The sequence below is a fragment of the Lentzea sp. NPDC092896 genome (assembly GCF_044754905.1).
Taxonomy (GTDB): Bacteria; Actinomycetota; Actinomycetes; order Mycobacteriales; family Pseudonocardiaceae; genus Lentzea.
Genome location: NZ_JBIVPX010000001.1, coordinates 268835 through 295456, shown reverse-complemented (window position 1 = coordinate 295456; position 26622 = coordinate 268835). Strand labels below are relative to the sequence as shown.

Sequence of the window (26622 nt, the reverse complement as noted above, 5' to 3'; positions counted from 1 at the left end):
GGTGTCCAGTTCCGGCACGTACTCGGTGTCCAGCCACGTGCGGTCGTGGGTGCGCACGTCCTCGTCGCTGCGGCGGCGCCTCAGTACCAGGATGTCCGCGGTGACCTTGGTGGTCTGCCACACGGCGCTGGGCAGCCGGATCGCCCCGAGCAGGTCTGCCATCTCGAACAGCCGTTGCCGTGCGGCGGCGTTGTCCTTCGCGCCGTCGAGCGTGTATCGGCTGGTGATCAGCACCGCGATGCCGCCGGGGCGCATCGTCGCGAGGCTGCGCCAGATGCAGTAGTTGTGCAGGTTTGTGCGTACCTCGGTGGGTGCGCTGGGGTCGTACACGAGGTGCTCGGCGAACGGCACGTTGCCCAGTACGGCGTCGACGGAGGTGACCGGGATCGGGGCGCGCTGGATCGCGCCGGTCATGATCTGCGCGTCCGGATGCATCGCGGCTGCGATCGCCGCGGTGGTCGGATCCCGCTCCACGCCGAGCCAGCTCACGTCGTCGCGCAGTCCGGCCGGGGTGTGCTCCATGAACACGCCGGCGCCGCACCCAGGCTCGAGGATTCGACCGCCGCCGAAGCCCAAGCCCTGCAACAACTGCCAGCACGCCTGCGTGATGTGGGGCGGGGTGTAGAACGCGCTGTAGGTCGCCTGGCGGGCTTCGATCTGATCGGCGGGCGGCAGCAGCCACTCGATCCGCTCACCGATCTCCGCCCAGGTCCCGGCACGGTCGGACTCGAACGCGTTGGACAGCGATCCCCAGCCGGACCAGCCTTGCAGGACAGCGCGGTCGCTGGCGGAGGCAGAGTTGCCGGTGTCCCGCAGTTCGTTGAGGACCTCCAGCGCGGCGAGGCTGGCTCGGGCGCGGGCAATCGGCCCGGACAGGCCGGCGGCCTCTGCGGTGTGCTCTTCCGGTTCGGTCATGGCTGCTCCCCCGAGGACTGCAGTGGAAGCTCGGCGTGGCCGAGTTCCTGGGATCCGGTGCTGTGCCTTTGGGGGGTGCAGGCGTTGAACGGGCCGATCGGGCTGGTCAGGACGGACAGGTGCGGGTCGAGGTGATCGCGCAGGAAGACGCTGAGCCAGGTCGCCGACTCCTCGGCCGACAGTTCGCGGAACGCCAGGTACAGCGCCATGAACCGCTCCACCGCGTCGATGTGCTCCCACCACTGTCGGCACCAGCGGATCCCGCCGCCCTCGCCGGTGGTGGTCGTCTTGCGGGTCAGCGGCGCGATATGGGTGTCGACCCACGCGTAGACCTCGGCCAACTGGGGGAAGTCGTCGGCGGGCGGCGGGGGCGTCGGGCTGCCAGGGAGGGCGGACGCGGCCAGGCCCAGGGTGGCGAGCACCGCGGAGGTGTCGGCGGGACCAGTGTCCAGGTGGGCTTGACGTTGCTGCAGCGCGGCGTTCATCGCGTCGGTGCTTTCCGCGGCGGTCATCGAGACCTCGGTTAGCACGGCCTCGAGTTCGTCCAGCCCGCGACCTGTGGCCTCGGACTTGTCAGCTGTGACGCGGACTTGCTCAGTGAGGAAGAACTGGTCGCGCTCGACGGCTCGGAGACGGCGCCGATCGGCCTGCTGTGCATCCTCCAGAACGATCAGCCGCTCGGCGAGTTGCTCCAAACTGTTGCTCGGCGGCGAGGTCATGGTGGCCCGCCCGCCCGTAGGCGTTCGGCTTGAAGCGCAACTGCCACCGGATTATCGGGACCAAGGTGCTCGACCGCAGCTTGCTGGATCTGGGCCGTAGCGTTCTTAGATGCAGCTGAGATCTCCTCGCGCTCGCCGTCCTTCTCTGCGTACCAAGGACGCAGCGTGAGCATCGCGGGGCGCCGTCCAGAGGTGAACAAAACTGCGTTGGTGCGGGCTAGAGCGGCGATGTCAGCTGCGCTGAGGATTCGTTCGGTGCGCAGGCTTCGAGAAACCGATGCTCCTCCGGACGAGTGGCTAGTCGATGTCTCTTCGACCTTGTGGTCACCGATCAGCCGAGAGAGGTCCTCGCAGAAGTCAGGATCAGCAACACCTGCACCGATAGTTTTGATGGTGGCCGCCGACCACAACGCATCGAAACCGTCCTTCCCCCATACGGCCCGACCTTGTTCACGTGACTGGAGGATGGTCGTGACCATGACTCCCAGAGAACCGAGGAACGAGTACCACGACGGCAACTGGTCCAGACCGCGCACGATGTTCGCCGCCTCGTCGAGCGGTACGGTCAGAGGTGGGTCCAGGCGACCGCCACGAGCGCTGGCAGCTCGGATGGCTATGTCGATCAACTCGCCGACAATTGCCGCGACAATTGGCCGTGCGGAACCCGCACCTTCGCGACAGAGCAGGTACAGCGTGGGGTGTTGGGCCGCACCTGGATCCGTGATCAGATTCCAGAGGTCCAACTGAGGGATGGACGTGGGCTCAGCAGGTGGCTTCTTCCACGTGTTTGGCGGTGTGACCCAGCGGAGCACGGTCTCCGATTGCAGGCAGGACAGCGCGGTAGCGACGCCCTGGTAGATGCCGCCGCGTGTCTCCCAAGGCAGTTCGGTGGTTGCTCGCAGTGCGACAGCCTGTTCCAGATAACCAGCGCGTTCCAGGTGCATCGCGGGCTCGTCAGATCGCGTCGCAACCCAGGACACGACATCCCGCAAGGTAAGGCCTGCACTTGCAGAGGCCAAGAGCAGCTGCTCCAGAAGCGTCGCAGAGGCAGGTGTGAAGAACGGATCTGCACGTTCTGTCCGGCCAGACCCTCCGCCCACCTCGGACATGAAGTAGGCAGCCATGCGAGCAGATGACTCGTAGTCGGTAACTGAGGCCAGCAAGTCGAGCCACCACTGTTGGGGTTGAAAGGTGATCCGCGCAGGATCAAACAAGTAGACCGGACCAACCTTTGCTCGCAGCTCGGCGGTCAACGCCCATACGTCGCTCTTGTTACTGGTGGCGATCACCGCGCCTGGGGCACCAAGGATCTCTGGCACTACCCGAGCCGAAGTCTTGTTGGACCGAGGTCCACAGATGACCAGCTCGACATCCTCCGGACTCTTGTAGACAGTCCTGCCGCCCACACCACCGAGCGCAGCCCCAATCTCCCTAGGCACCAACGACTTCGGGTCCTTCCCAACAAGAGAGGGGCGCAAGCCAAGGGCGCGTTGCGCCATCGCGGTTTGTTGCATGTCCCGAACCGAAGCAGGCGAGTTCATCGCACGCAGTCCGTCGTTCGGTCGCCTGCGCGCCATACCCAAGACGCAAGCCGCTGTTGTTAGTCCGACAGCGAGAATGCCTTGCCCGATCAGCGCTGCGTAGAACACCGTCGACGATCCATTGTGGCCAATGACGCCCTGAACTCCTTTGTTCTTAACAGCAACGGCGAGGTCTTCGAACGGCGGGACCGAGCTTGAGTCACCTGCAACGTGAGCAGCAACCCACACCATGCCAAGCACAACAAAGACGAGCCCGACTCCTCCGGCGACCAGCCAAGGAGCCATGGGCATGGCTCCGCTAGCATGCCTACGCTCGTTCGGATTGCTCATGCGACTGTCCTTGCAACGGGCTGGAACGCCGAATCGGTGTTGTAGAGCGCGAGTTCGCTTGGCGTCAGCCGCATCCGCACCGGCAGTCCCGCACGCTCACCAGACTTGACCAGGTACAGGCCTCTTCCTGGATGGCGGTGGCCAGGTACCCAGGTGCCCGCAGACTGCCAACCGGCGAGCATTTCCGCTTCGCGGTTGGACAGGTGCACCGCGAGCGAGCCGAGTTCACTGGCGGGCAGGCCGCCGTAGACGTGGATGGCGCAGCGGGCGGCGATGCCGCGTGCTTTCGCGACGTCTTCGGCGCTGGGCAGGGCTTGCAGGTCGTCCATCGAGTGCGTCAGGAACAGCGATGCGACGCCCTTGTGCCGGTTGAGCCGGGTCATCCGGTCGCTGCGCTCGACCAGGCCCGGCCCCGCGCGCAACGCGCGCCACGCCTCGTCCTGGACCCACAGGACCGGCCGTCCCGCGCCAGCTTGCCGGGCCTCGATCATGCCGCTGCCCCACGCCCAGGAGCACAGCATCGCGGCCGCGACGATCTGGTCGGTCTCCTCATCGAGCACCGACAGGTCCAGGCTCACGGCGGGCGAGCCGGGATCGAGGTGGGCGGTGGTACGACGGTCGAACAAGCCCCGCAGAGGCCCGTCGACGAGCAGGTCGAGTGAGGCCAAGACCTCGCGCATCAGCTCGAAATAGCGGTCAATGTCCCCGCCCACCCGCGCCGCATCCAGCATCGCCTGCGGCGGGTGGTCGAGAACCTCGCGGACCTCAGGGATCGTGGGCTCGCCGTCGAGGCGCGCGTCGGTAGCGAGGTCGAGGGCGCGGCTGATCAGGTTGCGTTCGGTCGGAGTGGGCGGCCGTTCCAGTTCCAGCAGCAGCAGGCCTTCCAGCAGCGCCGTCTGCCGGGCCCGGATGTTCTCCCGCAAGGCCGCACGGTCGCGGCCGCTGATGGTCGTGGCCAGCAAATGCCGCAGCGGGCCGGGATCGAGCGGGTTGATCGAGTCGTGGCCGCGGCCGAGTTTGATGACATTGCCACCGAGTCTGCGGATCAGCGGCGAGTACTCGCCCTTGATGTCGGCGGGGACGAACGTCAGCCATCCGAACGCCGCCAGGCCCAGTCCGAGCCGTTTCGCGAACGCGCTCTTGCCGACCCCGGGTTGTGCCTGGATCCAGACGCCGGTGTTGCTGATGAGGCCGTCGCGTAACCACTCCCCGGGATGCAGCCCGACCGGCTCGTGGGTGTGCAGGTCGTGCCCAATGGGCACGCCGCGCACGCGGGCACCGCTGCCGCCGACAAACGGGAACAGCCCGGCCAGTTGAGTCGTGGTGCCCTGCCACAAGGTCGCGCTACCCACATGGTGGTCGCGCCCACCCCCAGGCACCGCCCAGCCTCGTGCCGGCGGAACCGGCATGGCGCGTAGGTCAGCGAGCGGATCGGCAGACGCCGCAGCACGTTGCGCCGCAGCGTCGGCCACGGATCGAGCGATTTCGTGCGCAGGCTCCGATGCATTGTTGTTGCGGCGCCGGAACAATCGGATCGTCATAGGTGTCGTCCCCCGGTTGACAGACGGTGTTGCGTGAATCCGCGCCAGATCCCCCGGACAGCGCGGATGGACCTGGCTAGCCGCTGCTCACCGCATCGAGCCCCCACATGACGGCGATGTCGCGGGCGACAACGGTGTTGGCGATGGCGGCGTCGGCCGGGCGTCGGCCCAGGCCACATGCGGCGGCGATCGCGGTGACGGGCCCGCCGAGCAGCGCCTCAACGAGACTCAGCACCGCGACGGTCTCCTCGCGGTGGTGTTCGGCGACCAGACCAGCGATCACCCCCACGTCGCGGTGCAGCCGGCGCAGCGGCCGATAGAACTCCACGTCCTGCGACGGCGGATCCTCACCAACCGCCATCGGGAAGTGGATCAGCGGTACCCGCACCTCACGGCGGTCGCACCAGTCGGCCAGCGCGTTGGCGAACAGCACCACTGGCGCAAGATTCCGAGGCTGGAACAGAGGTTTGTGGTCCAGGTCGCCATAGCACAGGTGCACCACCCACCGGATGGAGTGCGGTGCCTCGGCAAGGAGATCGACGACCTGCCGCGCGAGCCTGCGCGCCAATGCCGGCCGTGCCCATGCGGGCGCGCGATGCAGCAGGGCCAGAATCGCCGGGGACTCCAGCTGTACCTCGAAGTCCGTGCCCCACTTGTAGGCACACGCGGAAACCTCGCGCGCCACCACCGTCTGGAAGACCCGCATCCAATGCACCACCGCGGCCGGATTGCCCAACGTGAACAGCGCCAGATCCAGCGCGTGCGGCACGCCGACCTGCTGCGGCGGCAGCAGGTCAGGCGTGTACTCGAACAGAAGCTGCTCGCGCACCGCCATCGCCTCGGCCAGCGCATGCTCCCGACCCAGCGCGAGCTCCTGCGCATCGAGCTCGAAGCCCCGCCGCACCCGGTAGTAGCGGGGGTCGGTGTAGTCGGCGTAGTTGCCGCCCCGCCGGACCTGCAGACACCGTGCCGAGGTCAGGCCGAGCACGTAGTCGCGGATCCAGTTCGGGTCAGGTTCCCAGACCAGCGAACGCAGACTGGCCGCGCCGACGGTGTCGAGCTGCCAGCGCAGCGCGGTCGTAGGGTCCGCGCACAGCGGCTGGGGCAGCGACCCGACCAGATGAACCCGACGAGCTGGCACGAACGTCGACGGCTGACTGGATGTGCCCATGGTGTCCCCTTGGAAGTGATGCGCGAAAGCGCGGCAGAAACGCGAGAACGGCGACGGTCAGGCCGCGGTAGACGGTGGTGGTTCACCGCGCCCACCTGCCTCGGCGAGCGAGTTCGGTCGGATAGACCCCGACCCCGAGCGAGGCCGCGAAAGCCACGTGTTGCCAGCCCCACGCTCTGCGCAGCCGCAGCTTCGCGTTGCGGGCGCGGGACTCGAGGTCCGCGATCGCGTCAGGCAGCTCACGCGGATCGGTCACTGTGGTTGTGACGTACATGGCCCAGAGGCCGACGCCGGCGCCGTGGGCCTCTTCCTCGGTCGCCTGGACCGCGCGTTGTTCGTCGGCGCGGTCGCGGGCGGTCTCGTCGACGCCGCGGCGGCGGCGCAGCTGACGCCGGAAACCCGCGCCGGAGGCCTCCTTCGTGACGACCTCGGCGGCGGCGTCGGCGGGGTAGGGCTGATAGGTGATAGCGACGCGGCGGTGGTAGCGGCCGGGCGTGACCAGCGGCGCGAGCACCGTCGAGGTGACCTGCTGGTTAGGCAGGTCGGCCATCGCCCAGCTCACCGACCAGCCGGACCCATGCCAGAAGTGGTCGTGCAGCGATTCGCACTCCACCGGACCGGCGTCAGCCCAGGCGAGCAGGTGGTCCGTCTCGGCGAGCCGAGCGAGCTCTCCGCGCGAGTCAGGGTCGTAGGCGCTGCGCAGCCAACGCGTCCAGTGCGCGGCCGTGGAACGACCGAGCGTGGCGACCCCGCACAGCGGCAGATCACCTTCCACACCGGACAGTGCCCGGCTGACCTCGGCGACACGTTCCGCGTCATCGCGCGGCTGGGGCCGGGCCCGCATCGGCGAGAACGTGAAGTTCACGCGCACACTGATGTCGGCGGTGGCTCCCCGGTGTGCGTCGGCGATCTCGGTCATGGTCGTGCGCGCGATCGCCGGAGCGGCAGGGTCAAGCTTGTCCGCGACGTAGTCGGCGAGTTCGGTGCCGGACGAGGGTGCGGACTCCACGACGATCGTGACCCAGTCGATCGTGGGTTCGTAGCCCAGCGAGGCCTGCCACGCGGCGAAGTTCCCGATCCACAGGTCGGTGCGGTCTTGATCAGCCAGGACCGTGCCGATCGGCGCGACCCGCACGCCTGCCGTCAGCCGTCCGGTGCGGCGGTCCCACAGCACGCCGAACGGCTGACCCAGACCGTCGCGTGTGGACAGTGGCATGATCGGCGCGAGCACTCCGGGCAGCTCATGGCGCCGAGGGTGCTTGGTGAGGACCCCGCTTTCCCAGGTGTTCCAGCCCTTGCGGCGAGCGGTGTACGTGCGGGCGGTGATGACCAAGGCGCCGCCGAGTGAGGTGCCATGGCCACGGTGCGGGATTAAGGTGAGCACCGCGCAGACGAGTGCCACCCCCAGCGCGATCGGAAGCAACAGCAGCGGAAGGTGGAACGTCGCGATCGCGACCCAGCACCCCAGGGGAACGAAGACGCAGCCTGCGACGACCGCGGTCTGTATCTCGCTCAACCGACCGATGCCGAAACCGCGGCGCGGTCGCCAGCCTCCATAGGTTCTGATCTGTGTCATCAGTTCGAGTCCCCTGACGTGCTGGAGCCGCTGGTCAATGAGTTCGATGCGGCGCCGGTGACAGCGCCACCGGCGTCTTTCGCTGCCTGCGCCGCCAGAACCGCCGCGCCCGCCGGTGTAGCGCCTGCTGCGGCGGTGCCCGCACCGGCGGTGCCCACTGCGGCGGAGCCGCCGGTTCCCGCTGTCTCAGCCGATCCGCTGGCCGAGCCGCTGCCGACCGCCGAGGTGACCGCGCTGCCGGTCGGAGCGCTGGTACCGGCACTGCCCTGGTTGGCGCTTCGGACGCCGGGCTCGCTCGGCGCGCCGGTCTGGCCTTGGGGGTTCGGGGCGGGACCCGAGGAGCCGTCGCCCTGGTGGGCGGACTCCACCGAGGGCGGTGCGCCGCTGTTGCCACCGGTGCTGCTGGCCGGGCCGTTCTGATCCATGTAGCGGGTCATCGCGTTGCCGCCGGAGCCGAGGCCCTGTGCGAGCTGGGACATACCGCCGGCCATCGCCGCGCCGACGCCGCTGCCGGAGCCGCCGCCGGAGACCAGCGACATCCCGCCCCAGGAGAAGAACCGGTACATCGCTGGCATTGCGATGGTGGCGAGTCCCACCGTGGTCACCCCGGTGAACGCCGTGCCCAAGGACTGGCCGTCACTGGTGAACTTGAAGCCCACTGCGTAGACCACGGTGCCGACTGGCTGGTAGCAGACGATCACCAGACTCCATGAGAGCGTCTTGGGTAGCCAGGGTTTGGTGGACTCGGTGAGCTGCCCGGCGGCCGCCGTGGGCAGCAGCGCCAGCAGGATCACCAGCGCGCCTACCTTGAGGTAGCCCAGCACCCACTGCACCAGCCCGAGCACCCACAGCAGTCCCGCGATGAAGAAGATCGTCCATGGGCCGCTGGTCGGATTGGCCATCATGTAGGCGGTCATCGCACCGGAGAGCTTTTCCGGGAAACCGTCCAAACTGGACTTCAGAACCTGCGTCGACAGCACGACACCGCACTGGTAGAGCAACAGCGCGATAGTCGTGCCGAGCGAGGACCAGCCCAGGAACTTCAATAGCCCCATGGCGGTGGTCACCAGCGGATCGGCCTTGCGTTTGATCATCATCTGGACGCCCTGCCACATGACTCCGCCAGTCAGCAGGACCATGCCGACGAACAGAAGCAGGCCGCGGATCTCGTCGATCGCGGGCTCCTGCAACATCGACGAGCGGTCCTCGTCGGTCCACCAGGTCAAGGCGTAGGTCAAGGTCTCCACCGCGCTGGCCGCGAGATTGTTGACCTGCTCGGTGAACCAGTTGCCGACGGCGCCGCCGACGTTGCAGCCGATGTCAAGCGCGCCGCACTCGTCGTCGGCCTGCGCGAGGATCGCGGGCGTCACGACACTGCTCCTGGGATCGCCCCCAGAGAGGTGAAGCCGTTGGTGTTGGACGCCGCGTGTGCGCGGCGGCGCGGCAACTGGACCTTCCAGTCGCCGCCGTTCCAGCGCAGCACAACGGTGAGCTGTGCGAACTGCCCGCTAGCCGTCGCTTGCGCGGTCGCGGCGAGCAATTCGATCTCCACCAGGTCGCCGGCCGGATCCCCGGCACTGACCCGCGACCACCACTGGGTCGGCCGAACCTCGGCCGGGCGGGCGGTCGTCGACTCTCCTGCGAGCTCGGCGATCGCGGACCGCCCGTCCCCCACGGTCTGCTCGGCGAATGTTGGGCCGTAGACCGCAGGGCCGGCCGCCGCCGACAGCCGCATGGAGAGGTTGATCGCGGCGAACACCGCGCCGCGCTCGTCGCGGGAGAAGCCCTTGGCTCGCCCGCCGCCCGTGTCGCGCGGGCCATGACAGGCCGAGCGCGGCACCTTGGTCAGGTCAGGCGCGTTGAACCACTCGACCGCACAACGATCCACTGAGGACGGTGCAGTCGACGGCGGTGGTGGCACCAGTTCCACTGGACCCGACGACGCGGCCTGTGGCTTGTCCCGAAGCAGCCACACACCGCTGACAGTCGTGAGCACCAGCAGCACCGCGAGCACAAGCCATCGTGCGCGAGGTCGACGTGGGCGAGACTCGGTGATCATTGCGACGGCACGAAGAACGAGACCAGGGACGCCGAACCGAGGATCAACGCGATGCCGCCGATGATCCACGGAATGCTGATCGCGCCGTCGATCGCCATGGTGTTCCTGTTGCGACGGCCGATCGCCATCATGATCCCGGCGGCGACCCCCGCCCCGACCGCGCCGAACAGGCCGCCCCACTTGACCCAGGACAACAGCGTCTCCGCGCCCTCTTTCAACGGCCCTGGCGGTGCTGACGGAGCCGGGTCGAGACCGTCGAGCGGGTCACCGGGCTGCATGGCCAAGAGATCGAGTGCCTGTGCGAACAGATGCAAGGTCGACATGTGGACGTTCCCCCCGGAACCTCGCTGCGGAACCCACGATCAGCCAAGTCGGCCGCGGGGCATTGCGACGTGGTGAGCGCCATAGACCGACGCTTGAGAGGGCGGCGGACCGGCCCGGATCGCCGGGTGCCCACCAGTTGGGCCGAGTCGGTGCGCGGGGAGCTGGTGCCGCATTCCACGCATCTGTACGGGCTGGGGCGCCGCTGGTGATGGCGACAGAGAGGTGGTGGGCCCGCCGAGGTACATCGCCACGATCGCGTCGCGCATCCCGTCGAGGGCCTCGACGATGTCCTTGTGCTGCGGGTACGAGTCGCCTGGCGGCTGCGCCATCCCGAGCCAGTCCTGCTTGTGCCGCACACGCAGGATCGCGGTGAGATGTGGCGCGACGGTGATCAGGTCGGCCTTGAGCGTGGACACCACACCGGGAACCGTGTGCATGACGACGAGCACCGGCGGCGGCTGGTGGTAGCCATGGTGGCGGGCCAGCTGGTGCAACGTGTGCAGCGTCGGGCCGATCCGGCTGGTCGAGGCCGCGGTGTTCGAACTGACCAGGACCTCAACGCGTCCATTGGCGGAATGCTCGTGCTCGGCGTTGACGCGCCCGTTGGTGTAGTGGCCTGTATCGGCGATCGTGATCCCGTACGCGGGGCCGTGCGCCGCGCCCCAGAGGCGGACCCAGGTGGATGTGCCCACACCACCGGCCACGCCGGCGACCACCAGCGGATCGAAAGCCGACTGCCCATCCGTCACCGTGCCCCCCGACACCGGTTGCCCGACGCTGTCACCGGCGTCGAGGTCACCGCCGCCCGGATGGGCCGATACGACGGACTGCTTATTGGGTACCGCTTCGTCCGAAGCAGCACTCGCCTGGTCAGAACCCTGCGGCACGCGCTGTCACCCGTGAGGCGTCGCAGGGCCCAGACGGGTCCGAGACTGGCGCTTGATCGCGAACCGGTCCGGACCCGCCTGGGGTCAGCGCCCCGATCACGGGAACGCAATGCTCGAAGGGCTTGACCCGCCCGCGGACCGCCTCAGCCCCCCGCCCAGGCTGCCCGCGCACTAGATCGTTTGGTCACTCACCGTTGCCAAACTCAGTTCGACCTCGACAGCGACCATCCTTCGACAGTAGACCGTTCGGCCGTAGCGTCGCCGCCCGATCGCCAGTCAACTACACTGCGTTACCGCCATCCCCCCTGGATGGGGGCCTGTTGATGTCTACATCGTCGCTCTCGGTGAGCGCTAGCCGCGATGCCGACTTCAGTTAGATTATCACTCGAATGGAGTATTCAGCCAGTTAGACAGTGCATTTTGTTCACGGAACGTGTACGAAGAGCAGAAGTCGTCGCGGCGGGGACTGTGGGGGGCCCGACGTCTTGGTCCAAACGAGGGGGCGACTGGACATGTCCACCACGAGACGTGATCACGATGGCCAGGCCTGCGAGGCAGGCGGATCGCTGCGCACAGCGCCGAATGTCAGCAACTGTGCGGGCTAACGGGTCATGGCGTCGCCGACACGAGGACTCGTGACCACCGCGCCTACGCGCGGACTGCCTGCTGACACAACGTCGTTCGTGGGCCGCACCGGCTTGGTGGAGCACGCCTGTGAACTGGTGGCCTGCGAACGGTTGGTGAGCCTCACCGGACCTGGGGGTGTGGGCAAGACACGCCTGGCCGTGCGGGTCGCGTCCACGATGAAGCGGGCGTTCACCCACGGCGTGTATCTCGCCGATCTACGGGTGCTGGCCGGGGACACCGGCACGGACGTGGCCGGCACGGACGCTTCAGCGGGCGCCCGCGAAGCCGTCGACCCGATCGGCGCATTGTCCTGGGTAGTCGCGGACGCCTTGAACCTGCGCGACCACTCGGATGAGCCGGTCATCGCAAGGCTGCTCGAACATGTACGCGACCGACAACTGCTGCTGGTGCTCGACAACTGTGAGCACGTTGTGCATCTTGTGCGCCGCTTGGTCGCCATGCTTCTCCGCGAAGCGCCGGGGCTGAAGATCCTCACCACCAGCCAGCACCGCCTGGGAGGCCCCGACGAGCACGCGGTGCCCGTGGAGCCACTGTCCTGTCCCGATCCGGGCTCGCCGTCATGGTCGCCGGAAGCCGCTCACCGCAGCGAGGCCATCACCCTGTTCCGTGAGCGTTCCGCCGCCGCAGGGCATCGGATCGCCGAAGACGAACTCAAGGACGTCGCCCGGTTGTGCGCGGCGTTCGGCTGTCTGCCGCTGAATATCGAACTCATCGCCGGGACGATGAGTACCTACTCCCCCGCCACGCTGCTCGCGCGTCGCAAGGAACTGATCCGGCAGGGACGCTTCCTGCAGCCGGTCGAATGGAGCTACGACAACTGCGACTCCGACGCGGAACGCCTGCTGTGGCGACGGCTGTCGGTCTTCTCCGGCGCCTTCGACCTGGACGCCGCGGAAGCCGTCGCGTGTACCGATGTCATCGCCGATGAGCGGGTCCTCGAACTGGTCGGTGGCGATGGTGCTCCGGGCCCCAACGCTGTCACCTTGTGCGAGCCGCTGGCCAGTGGGCAGGTGTTCGACCTCATCGAGAACCTGGTGCACCACTCCGTGCTGTCGATCGACCGCAGCTCAGGGAAAGTTCGCTACCGGCTCCTCGAGACCTTGCAGGCCTTCGGCGCTCGTCGCCTGGCTGAGTCCGATGAGGACACAGCGGTGCGACTCCGGCACCTGCTGCACTGCCGTGACCGGGTCGTCGAGGTAGCGCAGAACTGGTTGTCCCCCAACGAGACGGTCCTGCTGGACCGGCTCAGGCTTGACATGCCCGAAGTGCGTGCGGCGATGGCGTTCGCACTGTCCGCGCCGCCCGCGGCCGCGCTGCGCGGCCTGGAGGTCGCGACCATGCTCACCGTCGGACGCGGCTGGTTCTTCCTCGGCACCCTTTCCGAGGGCCGCGACTGGTTGCTGCGTTACCTGGTCGCGCTGCCAAACGTGCCGCCGGGCTTGCGTGCGATCGCCTTGACACAGCTCTACTGGATCGGCATCTGCCAGGGCCGCGCGGAGCTGACCGAAGAGCGCTTCCAGGAAGTATTCGACCTCGCCGAGGCCAGCGCAGACCCGTTCGCTCTGGCCAGCTACAGCTTCCTGCGCGGAACGCACCTGTTGCTGGGGACGGGGGAACCTGAGGCACTGCGGTGGCTCGAGCTAGCGGCCGCCGAGTTCGACGCGGCGGGCGATCCGACCGAGGCCTTCATGCCGAGGATGTTCGCCGCGGTTGCGGCATCGCTGATGCACGACGATCCCGACCTGTCGGTGCGACTGGCGACCGAGGTGACGGCTCTCGCTGAGCGGTCTCAGTCGGCGCAATCAGTAGGATGGGCGCGCTTCAGTCTCGCGATGGCCTGCTTGCAGCGCGGCGAACGTGAGCGAGCCCGGCTGCTCGCGAAGGAGGGCCTGCGGATTCAGCGCGACATCGGAGACCTCTGGGGACCGTCGTGGTCGCTGGATGCCCTGAGCTGGGCCACGGCGGCTGACCGACCTGAGCTCGCCGCCGAGCTCGCCGGTGCGGCCGACAGCGTCCGCCGTGACACCGGCGCGCAGATTGAACGCTTGCCCGCCCTCGCGGCCCAACGCGCAACAGCCATGACGACGATTGGTGCCACGCTGAGCGAGTCGGCCTGCGCAGCCGCCTACGCACGAGGTGCCGCCCTTCCGCCGAATGAGGCCATTGAGTTCGGGATCTCCGTGTTCACCGCCGACGAACAGGATCTCCGGCCCCTGGATCAGGCGATGGTCGAACTTGCGCGCAAGGGCGTCACAGATCGCGAGCGGGAGGTGGCGTTGCTGGTCGAGCAGGGCCTGACCAACCCTCAGATCGGTGCACGACTGCACGTGGGCACCCGAACCGTTGAGTCCCACGTGCGCAGCCTGCTCAAGAAACTGAGCCTGTCCGGCCGGGCGCAGGTCGCGGCGTGGATGGCAGGCAGACGTCTCCCCGTGGCCATCACTGCAACCACACCGGGAGCCGCTGAAGACCGCTCATGATGGAGCTGGCCCGCCGGCGTACATCCTCAAGCCCGATCGCCAGCCTGGCACCGGGAAACCGGGTCACCAGCTCGGTGAACGCGACATGGCCGACCATGCGTGCCTGAGCGGCACCCAGGCAGTAGTGCACGCCGTGCCCGAACGCCAGATGGGCGCTCATCTCGCGCGGGAGTTGCATGTCGTCAGCGTTGGGGAACTGCTCGTCGTCGCGGTTGGCCGAGCCGAGGCAGATCAGCACAATGTCCCCAGCAGGGATGGTCGTGCCGGCGATGTCGATGTCCTCGCGCGCGAAGCGCGGTGAGGCGGCACGCACCGGACTGTCCAGCCGAAGCAGTTCCTCCACCGCACGCGGCACCAGCGCCGGCGTTCGCGCCAGCTGCTGCCATCGATGAGGATGCCGCAGCAACCAGAAAGCCCCGTTGCCGATCAGGTTCACGGTGGTGTCGTGCCCTGCCACGAGTAGCAGGAAAGAAGTGCCGAGCAGCTCCTCGGTGCTGAGTTGGTCAGAGTCGACCGATGCCGACACCAGCGCTGACAACAAGTCCTCGCCTGGACTGTCCCGTTTGGACGGGATCAGGCGGGTGAAGTAGTCCTCTATCGCCTTCGAGGCGGGCTCGGTGTACTCCGGCTCGTCGCGCATCAGGTGCTCAGTCCACATTCTGAACTGCAGCCGATCGCTGTGCGGCACACCCAACAGCTCGCACATCACCATCACCGGCAAGGCGATCGCGAACTCCTCCATGAGCTCCATCGGCCTGCCAGTGTCCTGATGCCGTGCTTGCGCCGCGTCCAGAAGAGACTGTGCCATTTCCACTACGCCGGGCCGCAACGCCTCCACCCGTTTCGGGGTGAACGCTGACGACACCAGCTTGCGCAGGCGCCGATGCTCGGGTGCGTCGGAGTTGAGCATGTTGCGCATGTACATGCCGCTGAACGAGACGTGGCGCTGCTCGCTGGCCATGACCGTGCTGATCGCCTCGCGCAACTCGTCGGCGTCTTTGCCCAGCCTAGGGTTCAGCAAAGCCGCCTGCGCCTCGCGGTGCCGCACGATCAGCGTCACCGGTACCCCGTTCGCCAGACGCGTCCGATGCACCGCACCCAGCTCGCGCAGATCCGCGAAGATCTCCTCGGAGCGGCTCCACACGTCGTCCGCGAACATGCTCGCGGCAACGTCTCTGACCTCCGTCATGCATCCCCCTTGGAACCGGCCGGCCCCCTGTGCCGGCCGGGTCACGTTCTGCCGTGGCCGTTGCCCATCGGCGCACGAGCAGCAGTGAACAAAAGGGAAGTTCCGTCGCGGTGGCTCGTGCCTCGCCACGAGGAGGCCTGTGCAGGTGAGTGATCCCTCGGAGCCTGCACAGGCCCGCACCTCCCCCGATCGGCCTGACGGTTCCGCGATTGCCCGATCGCGGCACCTGGCCCATCTCCGGTGTCCCCCCATGTGGATCACGATGCTCGCGATGCATTGCCACGCCTCGCTGACGCTCACCGTGATCCGCCCCTAGGGACTCGCACAGCCTGACTCGGACCCCGCCGTGCGCGCCATCCGTCATCTGCCGGATATGGACCCCGCCAACCACTGATTTCTCGTAGTCGAACGCCCGCAGGCCTACGTGCCCCGACCCGCGTCCGCCGACGACGACTCGGGGCCCGGCAGCAGCGCTACCGGGCCCCGAACCGAACCAGCGTGCGAATCAGCGCTCCGCGGCCTCCAGAAGCGACGCCGTCGGTGTCGCGGCCAGCCCAGCCTGCGGAGGCACCGCGGGGCCTGAGTCCGCCGCGACGACGACGCGATCGCGGCCGAGTTCTTTGGCGCGCAGGACCGCATGGCTACCGCGATCCGCGAGAACATCCAGCGTCGATCCGTGCACGGGCGCCAGCGCCACGCCGATCGAAACGGTACGACCCTGACCAGCGAGACCGTCCGGATTGATCGTGTGCGTCTGGCCACCGGCGGGCTTGCGTACCTCGATCGTCAACCTCGCCACGTCAAGACGGATGCGCTCAGCCAGCGCGAGCGCGTCCTGTCTGCCGGTGGCAGGCAAGAGGACGATGAACTCCTCACCACCGAACCGGCCGACCACGTCCTTGTCCCGGACACTCGCGCGGATTCTGCGCGCCACCGCGGCGAGCACCTCATCGCCGCCGACATGGCCGAACTCTTCGTTGACCCGTTTGAACCAGTCGATGTCGATGAACAGCAAGGCGGTGTCGTTGCCCAGCGCCTGATCGGTCGTGAGCGCGAGAGCCACCAGCGGTTCGAAGCCGTGCCGGTTGCGTAGGCCGGTCAGCCGGTCGGTGAACGCATCGTTGGTGCGCTGCTCCAAGTCGCTGCTCAGCTGCTGAACGCGCTGGTGAGTGCGGGTGGAGTGCACGGCGACCACGACCATGATCACCGCCAGTGCCCAGCTGACCGAGACCAGAGCACTCGCCATCGCGGCCATGAACAGCGTGACCAGGATGAACAGATTCGTCCCGCTGTCACCGACGAGGTCTACCAAAGTCTTACGACCACTGATCACCAGCGCGCGGGCGACACCCACGATCACCGCCTGGGCCAGGAAGTACACCGCGAGCGCGGCCGCCATCGCTGCAGCGGCGGTGACCTGCTCCCCAGCGGTCATCGGCAGCGCTCGCACACCGGTCATCCACGCGTGCAGAGGCGTCCACCGCGCCACCGCGTACACGCCAAGCACGCTTGCCGCAATCGCCGCCGTGGTGAACACGAACCTGTGAAGGCCCTTACGCGCGTACCGGTAGCGGTCCATGCGCAGGGCGAACAGCAGCGCAAGCACCAGTGGCGCCGGCGACACGATCGCGGCGGTGAACAACCAGATGCTGGTCTGGTCGACGTGTTCGCCCCTTCGGGCGGCGTCACGACGTCGCTCTTCCGGCTCGCGCGTCGCGATGACGTGCGCCAGCGCGAACGCCGCCAGCGGAATAAACCGCAGCAGATCCTCGACGCGGACGACCGCGAAAGCACTGGTCACCGCGGCCCACACGCCGATGACGACGTCAACGGCGAGCAGCCACACGACCAACGCCGACGGGTTCTTCCACAGTGCCCACTGCATCGACTGCAGATCGATCACCCATCGGATGTACCGCTTCAGCCGCGCACACGAGAGACTGATCGCGCCTGAAGACGATGTGATCCCTCGTGCGAGCGGCGGCCGGTTGCCCACCGGTTTGTCAGCGCTGTCGCGCGCCCTGGGACGCCCACCCGGTGGAGGTGACGACTGTGCCCGCTCTTGGTGACCGTGAGTTCTGACCATCTCTTGTTGCCCCCCATTTCCAGCCCCCCAGCAGGAGGTGCCGCCATGCCTTTCGGCGACCGCGAATTCTGAGCTTCGAGCTCCTCTCACCTCACCTGGCTTGAGCACACCTCCCGGCGGAGAAGCAGGACACTCAGTCCTGCGATTCCCAAGCCGACGGCTCCTGCTAGAGCGACCGCCGACGAGGCGGACTTCACCCACTGGGCTACGGCGGCGCCCGCGAGCACCGCGACGCCTTGCCCCGCGGACAAGGCTGTGTTGAGCAGGCCGTTGGCGCCGCCCGTGAACCCAGAGGGAACTCGTTCAGTGATCTCGCCGCCCGCTGCGCTGTAGTAGGCAGACCCGGCGCCGGACACGACCAACAGCCCTGCCGCGATCAGCGGTGGCGGCTGGAAGGCGAACGCGACCAGGGGCGCCTGGCACAGCAGCGCCAGCGGAACTACGAGGCGGCGCTGTCGCTCCGAGGACTGCCTCTCCAGCCAGTGCCCCATCACGATCACGCCCACGCAGTCGGCCGCTAGGAGCACCGCGACCATGCTTTCCGGTCCATGTGCCTGCGCGACCAAGGGGGCCGCGAGGCCGTCGGGCACCGCCGTGAAACCGATCAAGACGAAGAGGATCGCCATAAGCCGCGCTTGCCGATCTTCGCGCAGCACCCGCCACAACGTCCCCGACGACGACGCGCGCTTGCCCGTGGGCGCGCCTGCGGGGATCGTGCGCGCCGCTGTGCGCGAGCGCAGCCCGCACCGCAGCAGCACGGCGGCGACAAGGAAGCTCACCGCGTCCAGCACCAGCGCGACCGTCGGACCAATCACGCCGATCACCGCCGCCGTCGCCGCCAAACCGAGCAACTGTCCCCATTCCCGCACGAGCATCAGCCGGGTGCGTCCGGACTTGTGGTACTCCGCGCCGACCACATCGAGCACGACCGCCCCCCGCGCGGCCGCGTAGAGCGCCTGCACACCCGCGACCGCCGCTGCCGCGGCAGCCAGCACGATCACCGACACGCCAGGCAGCGCCATCACGGTCACCAGGCCGGCTTGCACGACGCAGCTCGCGATCATCACCTCGCGGCGTGGAAGGCGATCCGCGAGCGGAGTCAGCACCGGCCCAGCGACCAGCGGCGCGAGCAGCATCAGGCCGTAGATCGCACCACTCCACGCCACGGATCCCGTGCGGTCGAGCACCAAGAGCGCGATGGCCACCTTCGCGAGCTGATTCCCAACGACCGAAGTGGCCTCGGCGTACCACAGCGCGCGGAACTCCGGCCCCAGGTTCGGGCGCGCAGCTCTGCCCCGTCCCACCCGGCCCCCCGTAACGTCTAACTGACTTCGCCCGACAACCCAGCCGAGGCTAGATCAGTTAGACATTGCCACGTAAAGCCTGAGCCGGATGAAACACCAATGGACTAATCGTGTGACTGTGTGTGAAACTGGCTGAAGCCACGCACGACAACGCTGACGCACTGTAGTCATCCGTATCGCGAGGTCACTGGGGTTAGTTAGACTGCGACATCCAGCGATGCGGGGACGGGGGATTGCCCATGCCCGCCAGAAGAACGCCCGAGCCGGAACCTGGCACCTTCGCCGATCGGTTAAACCGCGTGTGGAGCGCGTGTCAGGTGCCGAGGAACAAGGCTGCCAGAGATCGACTCCGTGAGGATCGCCATGCCGTCGTGCCGATGGGTGAGCCGTCGTACCAGGAGGTGTCGGACTTCATCGTCCGCACGACCGGGAAGACCTGCAGCTCGGAGTATCTCGGGATGCTCAGGCGTGGAGAGCGCGACAACCCGACCATCTCCCTCGTGCTGGGACTCACGGAATTCTTCCGTGTCCACCGGGACGAGTTGTTGGGGCCGAGCGACGTCCCCGCTCCGGCCAACGGCCCGGAGAACGGGGTGCTCGACCGGGCCGCTCCGCTGGCCGAGCGACTCGAACGGCTCTATGAACAGCGATCCGCCTTCACCACCCAGCCGGTGACCGACGCTGATGTCGCGGCGGCCATCGAGGAGAACGAGTACCTCCTGTTCGGCATCCGGACCGGGAAGATGCCGGACGTTCAGATCAGCGTGCTCAGAAAGCTCGCCCTGTACTTTGGCGTTCCTGTCGAGTACTTCGTCGCGGACGATGGGGAGGTGAGCGAGACCGTGACTCTCGCTGCTGTGCTCCGCAAGGAGGGACCGATCGCGTTCGCGCAGCGCGCGCTGGAGTCATCAGACAGCGACAGTGACGTTCCCCAGACTGTGCGCAGTGCCTTGGCGACGTTGCTCGCCGCCGCGCGCGGCTACGACGCGCAGGTGGTGACGGCCGAACCGCCCGAGGCGCCGGTGAACTCCCGCCACTCAGGAGATTCCCTCGGCCCCGCGGACGATGGTCCCGATGAGCAGAGCCGGTGAGACAAATGGGATCAGGTGCGGGGGGCCACCACGATCGCCAGGGCATAGCCCGGCTTGTTCGATCCTTGCTTTCCGAGGTCGAGGTTCCTCAGCCGTGGGATCTGACTGAGTTCGTCCGACGACTGACCGGTCCGCTGGGCAAACACGTGGACCTTCGACCGCTGAGTTCCGAGCTCACACCCGATCAGCGTGTGGAGGCCGGCATCACGGGGTTGATCGTCAACCTGCCGCGTTCCTTGCAGATCTTCTATGACGACACCACTACACCGGTGCACCAGTTCGCCGTCGTCATGCACGAGTTGGGCCACTACTGCCTCGGACATACCGACACTGGCAAGGTCCAGTGCCGCGTCGACCTCCAGACGACTGAGGAGTCCGACGCGGAGGATTTCGGCCGCGAGATGGTGCTAGCCGTGCGAGGCGGGGGCACGCTGCATCGGCCACCGCACTCGGATGATCCAGAAGGCGTGCAGTCGCTTGGGGAAGCGCTGGCCGACATCGACTAACCGCGGTACATCGACATCTGGGGGGATCAGCGATGCTGTTTGTAGGTGTGACTGGGTTCGCGCTCATATTTTCCGCGTTGGCCGTGTTCGCGCACCTTCGCCGCTGGAAACGACGCATCGACGAGCCATGGGCGGTGTCCTCAGCCAAGAAGTCGCTGCTCGCGGCCGCCGTGGTGGCCACGGTGTCGTACATCGTGGTCATTCCCCCCTTCACGACGCTGCTGGAGATCGACGGCATGCGGCTCTACTGGCCGATTGCCATGTCGCTGGGCAACAGCACCGTGATCTTCGTGTACATGTTCTACCTGTTCTCAGTGCAACGGGAGACAGCGGTGCGGACCGCGCGGCGAGTATGGCTGATCTACATCGCCGTGACGCTCGCGATGATCGTCGTGTTCGCAATGAACCCGACATCGCGTGACTACGACATCGGCCCAGATGGGAGATATCAGGCCGGTGGCCCCGGCGATTCTTTCGCGCCGCTCGCATACATGCTCTCCATGACATTCGCGGCAGTCATGAACGTTGTGGTGTGCCGCCTGGGCTGGCGCTGGGTCAGGAAATCCCGAGGAACGCGCTGGTTGGCGATGGGCCTTAACACCAACGCGCTGGGCCAGATCGGAGGTCTGTGCATGGCCTCCCATCAAGTGCTCTACAACGGGGCACTGCTACTGGGTGTGGTTCCGCCGTGGACACAGAACATCGTCGAGACGCCGGTCAAGGGTATCGCCGGCCTGTTGACGATGTTCGGGCTCAGCGCGACCGCCGTGATTCTGTGGATCAGGAACGCCAAGGTCGTGGTGTGGGCTCACGCAAACAGGGCTCGGCGAAGGCTCTATCCTTTATGGAGCGAGTTGCACAAGCTCTCCCCCAGGTTCGCGGTCGACCCGCCATCGTCCAACTTTCGGGACATGCTGAGAATTCGCGACCCCTACAAAGGACTGATCAACCGAAGCATCGAGATAGGTGACGGTCGCCTACACCTGCGTGTTCCTCCCGGCACCAGTGAACTCGCGCGACGGTTCGGGCACGACGCAGGCCTTCAAGACGGCCCCGAACTCGACGCGGTAATCGAGGCCGCGCGACTCGAAGTGGGCTTCGTGGTCGCTCGCGCGGGAGCCAACATCCGCGTCGAGGTCGTGCCAGTCGTCGAGGCCTCGCGACTCGTCCAGGAGGGCGATTTCGCCACCGAGGTTCGATGGTGGACCGAGGTGCAGACGGCCCGTTCGTCCCCGGTCGTTGCACAGGTCCTCACCCACGTTCCCGCACTCATCAAGAACTCGACCATTGACAGCGCGTCAGCATCGCGCTGACACGTGTGACCTGGGGAGGAACCAGCTTGAAGACGATCGTCGTCGGCGGATCCGGATACATCGGGCGCCACGTCGTCGACGCGCTACTGCGCGACGGCCACGAAGTCAGCATCCTCGGTCGTAACCGACCCGACGACCTGCCAGACGGTGTCACCTTCCACCAGGGCGACGCGAGCACCATGCTCCGTTCACATTGGGCCCCGGTTCTCGAGGGGCTAAAGGCGCTCGTGTTCGCGGCCGGAGTGGACAGCCGCGCTCAGGCACCGCGACCGAGCGCCCCCTTCTTCCACCGCCACAACGTGGAAGCGGTCAGCCGCATGATGGATGCCGCGCGGTACGCCGGCATCACGAGCGCCGTGATCCACGGCTCCTACAACGTCACCCTCAACCGCCAGCAACCCGCGCTCAAGCTCCCCGAGCGCCATCCCTACATCGCCAGCCGGGTGAACCAGGCGATCGAGGCACACGACGCCGCCGGACCAGACTGCTCAGTGGCAGTGCTGGAGATTCCCTATGTCTTCGGCGCCACCCCAAACCGGCCGAGCCAGTTCGCCTACATGGTGCCGTGGCTCAGCGGCAATACCCGCTTACCGCTGATGGCACCCCCCGGCGGCACCGCGGTCGTCTCCGCATCCGCGATCGGCGTCGCCACCCGCACCGCCCTCACAACGCGGCTCGTGGGGAAGTTCCCTGTGGCACAAGCGAACCTGACCTGGGTCGAGCTGGTGTCACGTCTGGCTCGATTTGCCGGCCACCCCGACCCGGACAATGTCCGCCACCTGCCCGCTCCCGCCATACGTGCCCTGATGCGCTACAACGGGTTTCTGGACTGCCTCCGGGGTGTCGATACAGGCTTGAACTACAAGTACTACGCACGGCTGTACACCAGCGAGATGTTCGTCCAGGCCTGTGTGCCTGAGCTCAAGATCGATGATACGGATCTTGATAGCGCGCTGGCCGAGACCGTCAGCCAGAAGGCACAAGCCTGATCTTCGTATCTGCGACCATTGCGTGTGTGCGGCTGTCAATCTACGAGTGATGTTCTGGCGCCGCTCAGGTGTCAGAACATCGCGTCGTAACTGCGCAGAAGACAACCGTGGCAACGGAGTCTGCAGTCGCGGTCAGTCTGTTATGGATAGAGGAAGTGCGGCGTGCAGAGCCTGGACTGCGTCGCGTCAGCTGGGTGGATCACCGCCAAGTCTGAGCCGTCTCGCACAGTGCCGGGGCGAGGAGCGGCGAGCGGCGCAGGCCATGGCATCCTGGAGTCAGTTCTCGCCTGCGATTTCGCTCGGCTGGCTGCCGAGGGCACGGACCGGTGAAGTTGGCGGGCGAACTCGTGAGTTCCGCGGTCGCGATGCTTCCAGCCAGGCCTCAAGGACGGGCTATTTGTCGGAGTCACTTTGGCGAGCCTCGCGTAAATCGGCCAGCAGTTCGTCAGGAGTGGCCTTGTGGGGTACCGGCGGTGAACGTCGACCAATCTGAGCGCGAGACGTCATCGTCCAGTAGCTTTGGGCGCGCCGTACGACTTAGCGAACTGTTCCCACCACACGTTGGGCGGTACTTCCTGTGCGGCCGCAGCCAGGCGTTTTCCGGTTTCGGTTGTGACGGCGGCAACCATGGTGTCGATCCAGGGCTGCGTTTGGGTGTTTCCAGCGGCTTGGTATTCACGCGCTTGAAGCAGGCATTCGAGTTTGTCGGCGTCGCGGCTGCACCGGGCTTCGAGCGTAGCTCCCTCGATCTTGGCGTTCTCGTGCTCGTTGATCAGGGCGGCGATGTGATGTGCGAGCTCAGGCGGGAGGCTCGCGATCTGGTCAGCAGCAACGTTCCGTGGGTCTGCGATGGTGACGTAAGGCCTGCCGACGCTGGGAACGTCTCCGGTTCGAACTTCAGGCACGTCATGGAAGAGCCCGAGAGCCGCGGCGCGGTCGGGATTGGCACCCTCCTGCACCGCGATCATGTAGGCGAGGATGCCGACCCGATAGGAATGCTCGGCAACCGATTCCGGGTTTCGGACACCGGCTTGGAGCCAGCCGGCTCGGGGCACGTGCTTGAGGTGTCCCGCCTCGTAGGCGAAGCCAACAATCGCGGCGTCCTGCGAGTCGGCGTTCATGTTGCGCTCCTTGCGAAGAAGGCGACCTGTCCTAGTCGATCGCGAGTGGTGGCTGTCAGGGCGTCTCGTGTACTCAACACCATGTCGAGGGTGGTGATCAGATGAGCCCTACGAGTGGCGCTGGCGCGGATCAGGTGGGGCTTGGCTTGGATCAACGCCCACAGGGAGTGCGCACAGAGGTCCTGATAGGGCGAATCGGCCAGTGAGTCGGTCAGCGAGTCGAGGAGTTGCTCTCCTGACCAGGCGTCGAGGCTCGTACTGATCATCTGGCTGTCTGAGATCCAGCCGTTGCGGAGCTCGCCGGTCCAGTACGCCCAGTAGGTGAGGTTCGCTGCGATGCCCTGGTCACTGTTCAGGCCTTGCTCGATGAATCTGATCAGTGCTGTCGGGTCGCCTTGGATCGACGACGTGACGGCGTGGGATCGCTGAAGTGACCAGTCCGGTGTCCAGAGCGTCAAGTCGGAGCGTCCGCGTCGTTCGTGTGCGGCTGCGTCGTGGAGCCAGTCGCGGGATCCCGAGTGGTGGGTGAGTAGGTAGTGGGTCTGTCGTCGCAGCATCGCGCCGGCTTCGCTGTTGGGGGCTTGGTCGGCCGCCGCCCGCAAGTGCAAGGCCAGTTCTTCCTGCTCGGCGAATGTCAGCAGCGGTGTGGTTGGGCTGCCGGGCTCCCATAGTTGGCGCGGCGGACGGCCGGTCAGCAGCCAGGCGAGAAGTTCGGTGATGGTGCGGTCGGGCACGCTGGTCGCGAGCGGGTGCAGCACGGTCGGGGTGGTCGGCTCGGTGATCTCAGCCAGGATGACGTCGACCTCGACCGCTTGATCGAGAAGTGCGAGTCGTTCCTGGTCTGCGCCCATGCGGAGCATGGTTCGCCGGTGTAGGTAAAAGTCGCCGGCGCGCGTGTTGGTCAACGGCCGTCGGCCCACTTCCCACGCGGCGACGATGTCGATGCTGACGCCGAGTTCGTCGGCCAACTGGCGTTGGGTGACGTCGAGGACGAGCTTGCGGATCAGGCGCAACACGGCGCCGGTGACGATGCCGTAGCCGTGCCGGGAGAGGCCACCCTGACTGCTGGTCAGGGTCCATCGTGGGTCGACGCTCACCGGCGGCACCTCCCTTCCCGAAACCTGTACTGCCAGCCACTCCCTGTGTAGCACTGATCAACCTACTGTCACGAGTGGGCTGATGGCAGCCCTGGATCGAGAAGAGGTGACTCGGTGAGCAAGCTCCCATGCCCGATGCTGGCCGAGACAGCCTCGGCCGTCGAGAGCACCGATCCGCGCTCGGCGCTGTCGACGGCCTCCCGCGCCTCACCACCCTGTGGCACACAACCGCAGTGAGAGCTCGGCCCCGCTTTATGGGGCGACCACGTCCTTCGAGGACGCATCCTGTCCATTGTGGATGAACTGCCGAGACGGGAAACATGACTACCCAACGAAATCCCGGGCTGACGGATGACATCACGGTGTCTGGGTCGTTCACGTTCAGCGCAAGCCACGAACTGAGAATGCTGCCTGAAGGCCACAAGTGCCGCCGCAACCACGGACACAACTACACGGTGACCGTGGAAGCGCGCGTGCACAGCGGCGTCTCGGGCGACCTATCCCCCCTCGGTGCCTACCTGGACGCCAACTTCGACCACTACCTGCTCAACGAGCGGATCCCGTTCCATCCCACCTGTGAGCTGCTCGCCCGTCACCTCGCAGAATGGTTCGAGGGGCACATCGAGTCAGCCAGGCTGATCTCGATGGTGGTATCCGAGACGCCGCGCACCGCGGCTCGTTGCGACGGCCTGACGCGTGAGATCACGATCTCGAAGACATTCGCCAGCGATCTCGGTGACGTCACGCTGGTTCTGGGGTCCGATGACCTCGACGAGGTTGGGTTCGTTACCGACTTCGGGGATCTGTCGCCGTTCGCAGAGCACCTTCGCGATCCCGCGGCCGCTGAGAGGTTGCGCCGCGCTGGGCCCGCCGTGGCCTCCGACTTGGCGGGATGGTTCGTCGACGTCGTGGAGCCGAAGATCCGCGCACGACTTCGGTCGGTGCGCGTCGACTCGCGAACCGCAGTCGGTTCATGGGAACGGGGTGAAGCCGCGTGAACGCCGAAGTGCTTCGTGGGCTTGGCGCGGAGGCCCTGATCCTGGCGGAGAAGTTCGTGTCGTTCCAGGGTGAGGGGCCGTGGGCGGGACAGCGGTGTGCGTTCATCCGCTGCTCTCTGTGCAACCTCAAGTGCGGCTGGTGCGATACCCCGGAGACCTGGGACTGGAACAGGTTCACACGGGCCGAGGTCAGCGAGAAGGTCGCGGTCAGCGAGCTGGCGGCGTGGGTTCGCGAGTGCGAGGTGGACATGGTGGTGTTCACGGGCGGCGAGCCGATGCTGCAGCAGGAAGCCCTGGCTGCCATTGCTCGCGCGCTGCCGGAAGTACGGGTGCAAGTGGAAACGAACGGGACGAGGTCACCGATTCCCGAGCTGGAGCCTGTGGTCGATCTGTTCGTGGTTAGTCCGAAGCTCGCGAACTCTGGCATGGGTTACGCCACGCGGATCAAGCCCAAAGCGCTGGAGGCACTCACGGGCACGGGCCGCGCCGCGTTCAAATTCGTGGTCACTGACCCACGCCGGGATCTCGATGAGATCGCCCAGCTTGTTGACGACTACAAGTTGGAATCCATCTGGGTCATGCCAGAGGGCACCACTGCGGGTGCGGTCCTGGAAGGCATGGCGGCGCTTGCTGGCCCGGCCACCGAGCGTGGATGGAATATCTCCAGCCGTTTGCACATCCTGACCGGCTCACGGTAGCCCGGTTCGCGTTGCAGGACTGCGCCCGGTTCTTTCTGT

22 protein-coding genes and 1 pseudogene are annotated in these 26622 nt (G+C 66.8%); 8 read left to right on the top strand and 15 right to left on the bottom strand.

Annotation, left to right across the window (positions count from 1 at the left end):
- Positions 1–111: 111 nt before the first annotated feature.
- From ACIQF0_RS01805 to ACIQF0_RS01760, 10 genes and pseudogenes are all read right to left on the bottom strand, one after another.
- Positions 112–915, bottom strand: a pseudogene (locus tag ACIQF0_RS01805) (hypothetical protein); the annotation flags it as partial.
- On the bottom strand, positions 912–1634 hold the full coding sequence (locus ACIQF0_RS01800; protein WP_401023450.1) for a DUF4913 domain-containing protein: 723 nt from the start codon (positions 1632–1634) through the stop codon (positions 912–914). The pseudogene ACIQF0_RS01805 and the gene ACIQF0_RS01800, both read right to left, overlap by 4 nt.
- Positions 1631–3460 (bottom strand): TraM recognition domain-containing protein, encoded by a 1830-nt coding sequence (locus ACIQF0_RS01795; protein WP_401023448.1) that lies wholly within the window; start codon positions 3458–3460, stop codon positions 1631–1633. Before ACIQF0_RS01795 ends, ACIQF0_RS01800 begins: the two co-directional genes overlap by 4 nt.
- 41 nt (positions 3461–3501) lie before the next feature.
- Positions 3502–5046, bottom strand: coding sequence for a hypothetical protein (locus ACIQF0_RS01790; RefSeq protein WP_401023447.1), 1545 nt, complete (start codon positions 5044–5046; stop codon positions 3502–3504).
- 76 nt (positions 5047–5122) lie between these two features.
- Complete coding sequence (locus tag ACIQF0_RS01785) at positions 5123–6217, bottom strand: hypothetical protein (RefSeq protein ID WP_401023445.1); 1095 nt, start codon at positions 6215–6217, stop codon at positions 5123–5125.
- Between the two features lie 82 nt (positions 6218–6299).
- Entirely contained in the window at positions 6300–7793 is a 1494-nt protein-coding gene (locus tag ACIQF0_RS01780; protein WP_401023444.1) for an SCO6880 family protein, read from the bottom strand.
- The gene (locus ACIQF0_RS01775) at positions 7793–9163 is read right to left on the bottom strand and encodes a hypothetical protein (protein ID WP_401023442.1); all 1371 of its coding nucleotides are present in this window, start codon (positions 9161–9163) and stop codon (positions 7793–7795) included. Before ACIQF0_RS01775 ends, ACIQF0_RS01780 begins: the two co-directional genes overlap by 1 nt.
- Complete coding sequence (locus ACIQF0_RS01770; protein ID WP_401023440.1) at positions 9160–9789, bottom strand: hypothetical protein; 630 nt, start codon at positions 9787–9789, stop codon at positions 9160–9162. The genes ACIQF0_RS01775 and ACIQF0_RS01770 overlap by 4 nt, the downstream gene beginning before the upstream one ends.
- Positions 9790–9848: 59 nt before the next feature.
- Positions 9849–10175: a hypothetical protein gene (locus tag ACIQF0_RS01765; RefSeq protein ID WP_401023439.1), complete on the bottom strand. Its 327-nt coding sequence runs from the start codon at positions 10173–10175 to the stop codon at positions 9849–9851.
- Positions 10176–10214: 39 nt separating this feature from the next.
- A complete protein-coding gene (locus ACIQF0_RS01760) occupies positions 10215–11063 on the bottom strand; it encodes a hypothetical protein (protein ID WP_401023437.1) in 849 nt (282 codons plus the stop codon).
- A 635-nt stretch (positions 11064–11698) separates the two neighbouring features.
- On the opposite strand from ACIQF0_RS01760, the gene ACIQF0_RS01755 reads away from it, so the two are divergent.
- Positions 11699–14191 carry an ATP-binding protein gene (locus ACIQF0_RS01755; RefSeq protein ID WP_401023435.1) on the top strand — a complete coding sequence of 831 codons (2493 nt, stop codon included), beginning with the start codon at positions 11699–11701 and terminating at the stop codon, positions 14189–14191.
- Here ACIQF0_RS01755 and ACIQF0_RS01750 read toward each other — a convergent pair.
- The 3 genes from ACIQF0_RS01750 to ACIQF0_RS01740 all read right to left on the bottom strand — a co-directional run bounded on the left by ACIQF0_RS01750 (position 14151) and on the right by ACIQF0_RS01740 (position 18770).
- Positions 14151–15350 carry a cytochrome P450 gene (locus ACIQF0_RS01750; protein ID WP_401023433.1) on the bottom strand — a complete coding sequence of 400 codons (1200 nt, stop codon included), beginning with the start codon at positions 15348–15350 and terminating at the stop codon, positions 14151–14153. The two genes, ACIQF0_RS01755 and ACIQF0_RS01750, sit on opposite strands and share 41 nt — an antisense overlap.
- Before the next feature lie 535 nt (positions 15351–15885).
- Positions 15886–17376: a diguanylate cyclase gene (locus ACIQF0_RS01745; protein WP_401023431.1), complete on the bottom strand. Its 1491-nt coding sequence runs from the start codon at positions 17374–17376 to the stop codon at positions 15886–15888.
- Positions 17377–17552: 176 nt separating this feature from the next.
- The gene (locus ACIQF0_RS01740) at positions 17553–18770 is read right to left on the bottom strand and encodes an MFS transporter (protein WP_401023429.1); all 1218 of its coding nucleotides are present in this window, start codon (positions 18768–18770) and stop codon (positions 17553–17555) included.
- Between the two features lie 317 nt (positions 18771–19087).
- On the opposite strand from ACIQF0_RS01740, the gene ACIQF0_RS01735 reads away from it, so the two are divergent.
- The 4 genes from ACIQF0_RS01735 (at position 19088) to ACIQF0_RS01720 (ending at position 22669) form a co-directional block, all read left to right on the top strand.
- A complete protein-coding gene (locus ACIQF0_RS01735; RefSeq protein ID WP_401023428.1) occupies positions 19088–19861 on the top strand; it encodes a hypothetical protein in 774 nt (257 codons plus the stop codon).
- A gap of 65 nt (positions 19862–19926) precedes the next feature.
- A complete protein-coding gene (locus ACIQF0_RS01730) occupies positions 19927–20367 on the top strand; it encodes a hypothetical protein (protein WP_401023426.1) in 441 nt (146 codons plus the stop codon).
- A gap of 83 nt (positions 20368–20450) precedes the next feature.
- Positions 20451–21680 carry a DUF6545 domain-containing protein gene (locus ACIQF0_RS01725; RefSeq protein ID WP_401027646.1) on the top strand — a complete coding sequence of 410 codons (1230 nt, stop codon included), beginning with the start codon at positions 20451–20453 and terminating at the stop codon, positions 21678–21680.
- A 26-nt stretch (positions 21681–21706) separates the two neighbouring features.
- On the top strand, positions 21707–22669 hold the full coding sequence (locus tag ACIQF0_RS01720) for an NAD-dependent epimerase/dehydratase family protein (RefSeq protein WP_401023424.1): 963 nt from the start codon (positions 21707–21709) through the stop codon (positions 22667–22669).
- 503 nt (positions 22670–23172) lie between these two features.
- Here ACIQF0_RS01720 and ACIQF0_RS01715 read toward each other — a convergent pair.
- Positions 23173–23790: an HD family hydrolase gene (locus tag ACIQF0_RS01715; RefSeq protein ID WP_401023423.1), complete on the bottom strand. Its 618-nt coding sequence runs from the start codon at positions 23788–23790 to the stop codon at positions 23173–23175.
- Entirely contained in the window at positions 23787–24887 is a 1101-nt protein-coding gene (locus tag ACIQF0_RS01710; protein ID WP_401023421.1) for a hypothetical protein, read from the bottom strand. The genes ACIQF0_RS01715 and ACIQF0_RS01710 overlap by 4 nt, the downstream gene beginning before the upstream one ends.
- 114 nt (positions 24888–25001) lie before the next feature.
- Here ACIQF0_RS01710 and ACIQF0_RS01705 point away from each other — a divergent pair, with 114 nt between their 5' ends.
- From ACIQF0_RS01705 to ACIQF0_RS01695, 3 genes are all read left to right on the top strand, one after another.
- Positions 25002–25124 carry a hypothetical protein gene (locus tag ACIQF0_RS01705; protein ID WP_401023419.1) on the top strand — a complete coding sequence of 41 codons (123 nt, stop codon included), beginning with the start codon at positions 25002–25004 and terminating at the stop codon, positions 25122–25124.
- Positions 25125–25207: 83 nt separating this feature from the next.
- Positions 25208–25885 (top strand): 6-pyruvoyl trahydropterin synthase family protein, encoded by a 678-nt coding sequence (locus ACIQF0_RS01700; RefSeq protein ID WP_401023417.1) that lies wholly within the window; start codon positions 25208–25210, stop codon positions 25883–25885.
- Positions 25882–26583: a 7-carboxy-7-deazaguanine synthase QueE gene (locus ACIQF0_RS01695; RefSeq protein WP_401023415.1), complete on the top strand. Its 702-nt coding sequence runs from the start codon at positions 25882–25884 to the stop codon at positions 26581–26583. The genes ACIQF0_RS01700 and ACIQF0_RS01695 overlap by 4 nt, the downstream gene beginning before the upstream one ends.
- Positions 26584–26622 lie beyond the last annotated feature (39 nt).

What these genes read in the sequence shown, in the direction of transcription:
- ACIQF0_RS01800 (WP_401023450.1), bottom strand. Translation starts at nt 1,634, where the DNA reads ATGACCTCGCCGCCGAGCAACAGTTTGGAGCAACTCGCCGAGCGGCTG.
- ACIQF0_RS01795 (WP_401023448.1), bottom strand. Translation starts at nt 3,460, where the DNA reads ATGGCTCCTTGGCTGGTCGCCGGAGGAGTCGGGCTCGTCTTTGTTGTG.
- ACIQF0_RS01790 (WP_401023447.1), bottom strand. Translation starts at nt 5,046, where the DNA reads ATGACGATCCGATTGTTCCGGCGCCGCAACAACAATGCATCGGAGCCT.
- ACIQF0_RS01785 (WP_401023445.1), bottom strand. Translation starts at nt 6,217, where the DNA reads ATGGGCACATCCAGTCAGCCGTCGACGTTCGTGCCAGCTCGTCGGGTT.
- ACIQF0_RS01780 (WP_401023444.1), bottom strand. Translation starts at nt 7,793, where the DNA reads ATGACACAGATCAGAACCTATGGAGGCTGGCGACCGCGCCGCGGTTTC.
- ACIQF0_RS01765 (WP_401023439.1), bottom strand. Translation starts at nt 10,175, where the DNA reads ATGTCGACCTTGCATCTGTTCGCACAGGCACTCGATCTCTTGGCCATG.
- ACIQF0_RS01750 (WP_401023433.1), bottom strand. Translation starts at nt 15,350, where the DNA reads ATGTTCGCGGACGACGTGTGGAGCCGCTCCGAGGAGATCTTCGCGGAT.
- ACIQF0_RS01715 (WP_401023423.1), bottom strand. Translation starts at nt 23,790, where the DNA reads ATGAACGCCGACTCGCAGGACGCCGCGATTGTTGGCTTCGCCTACGAG.
- ACIQF0_RS01700 (WP_401023417.1), top strand. Translation starts at nt 25,208, where the DNA reads ATGACTACCCAACGAAATCCCGGGCTGACGGATGACATCACGGTGTCT.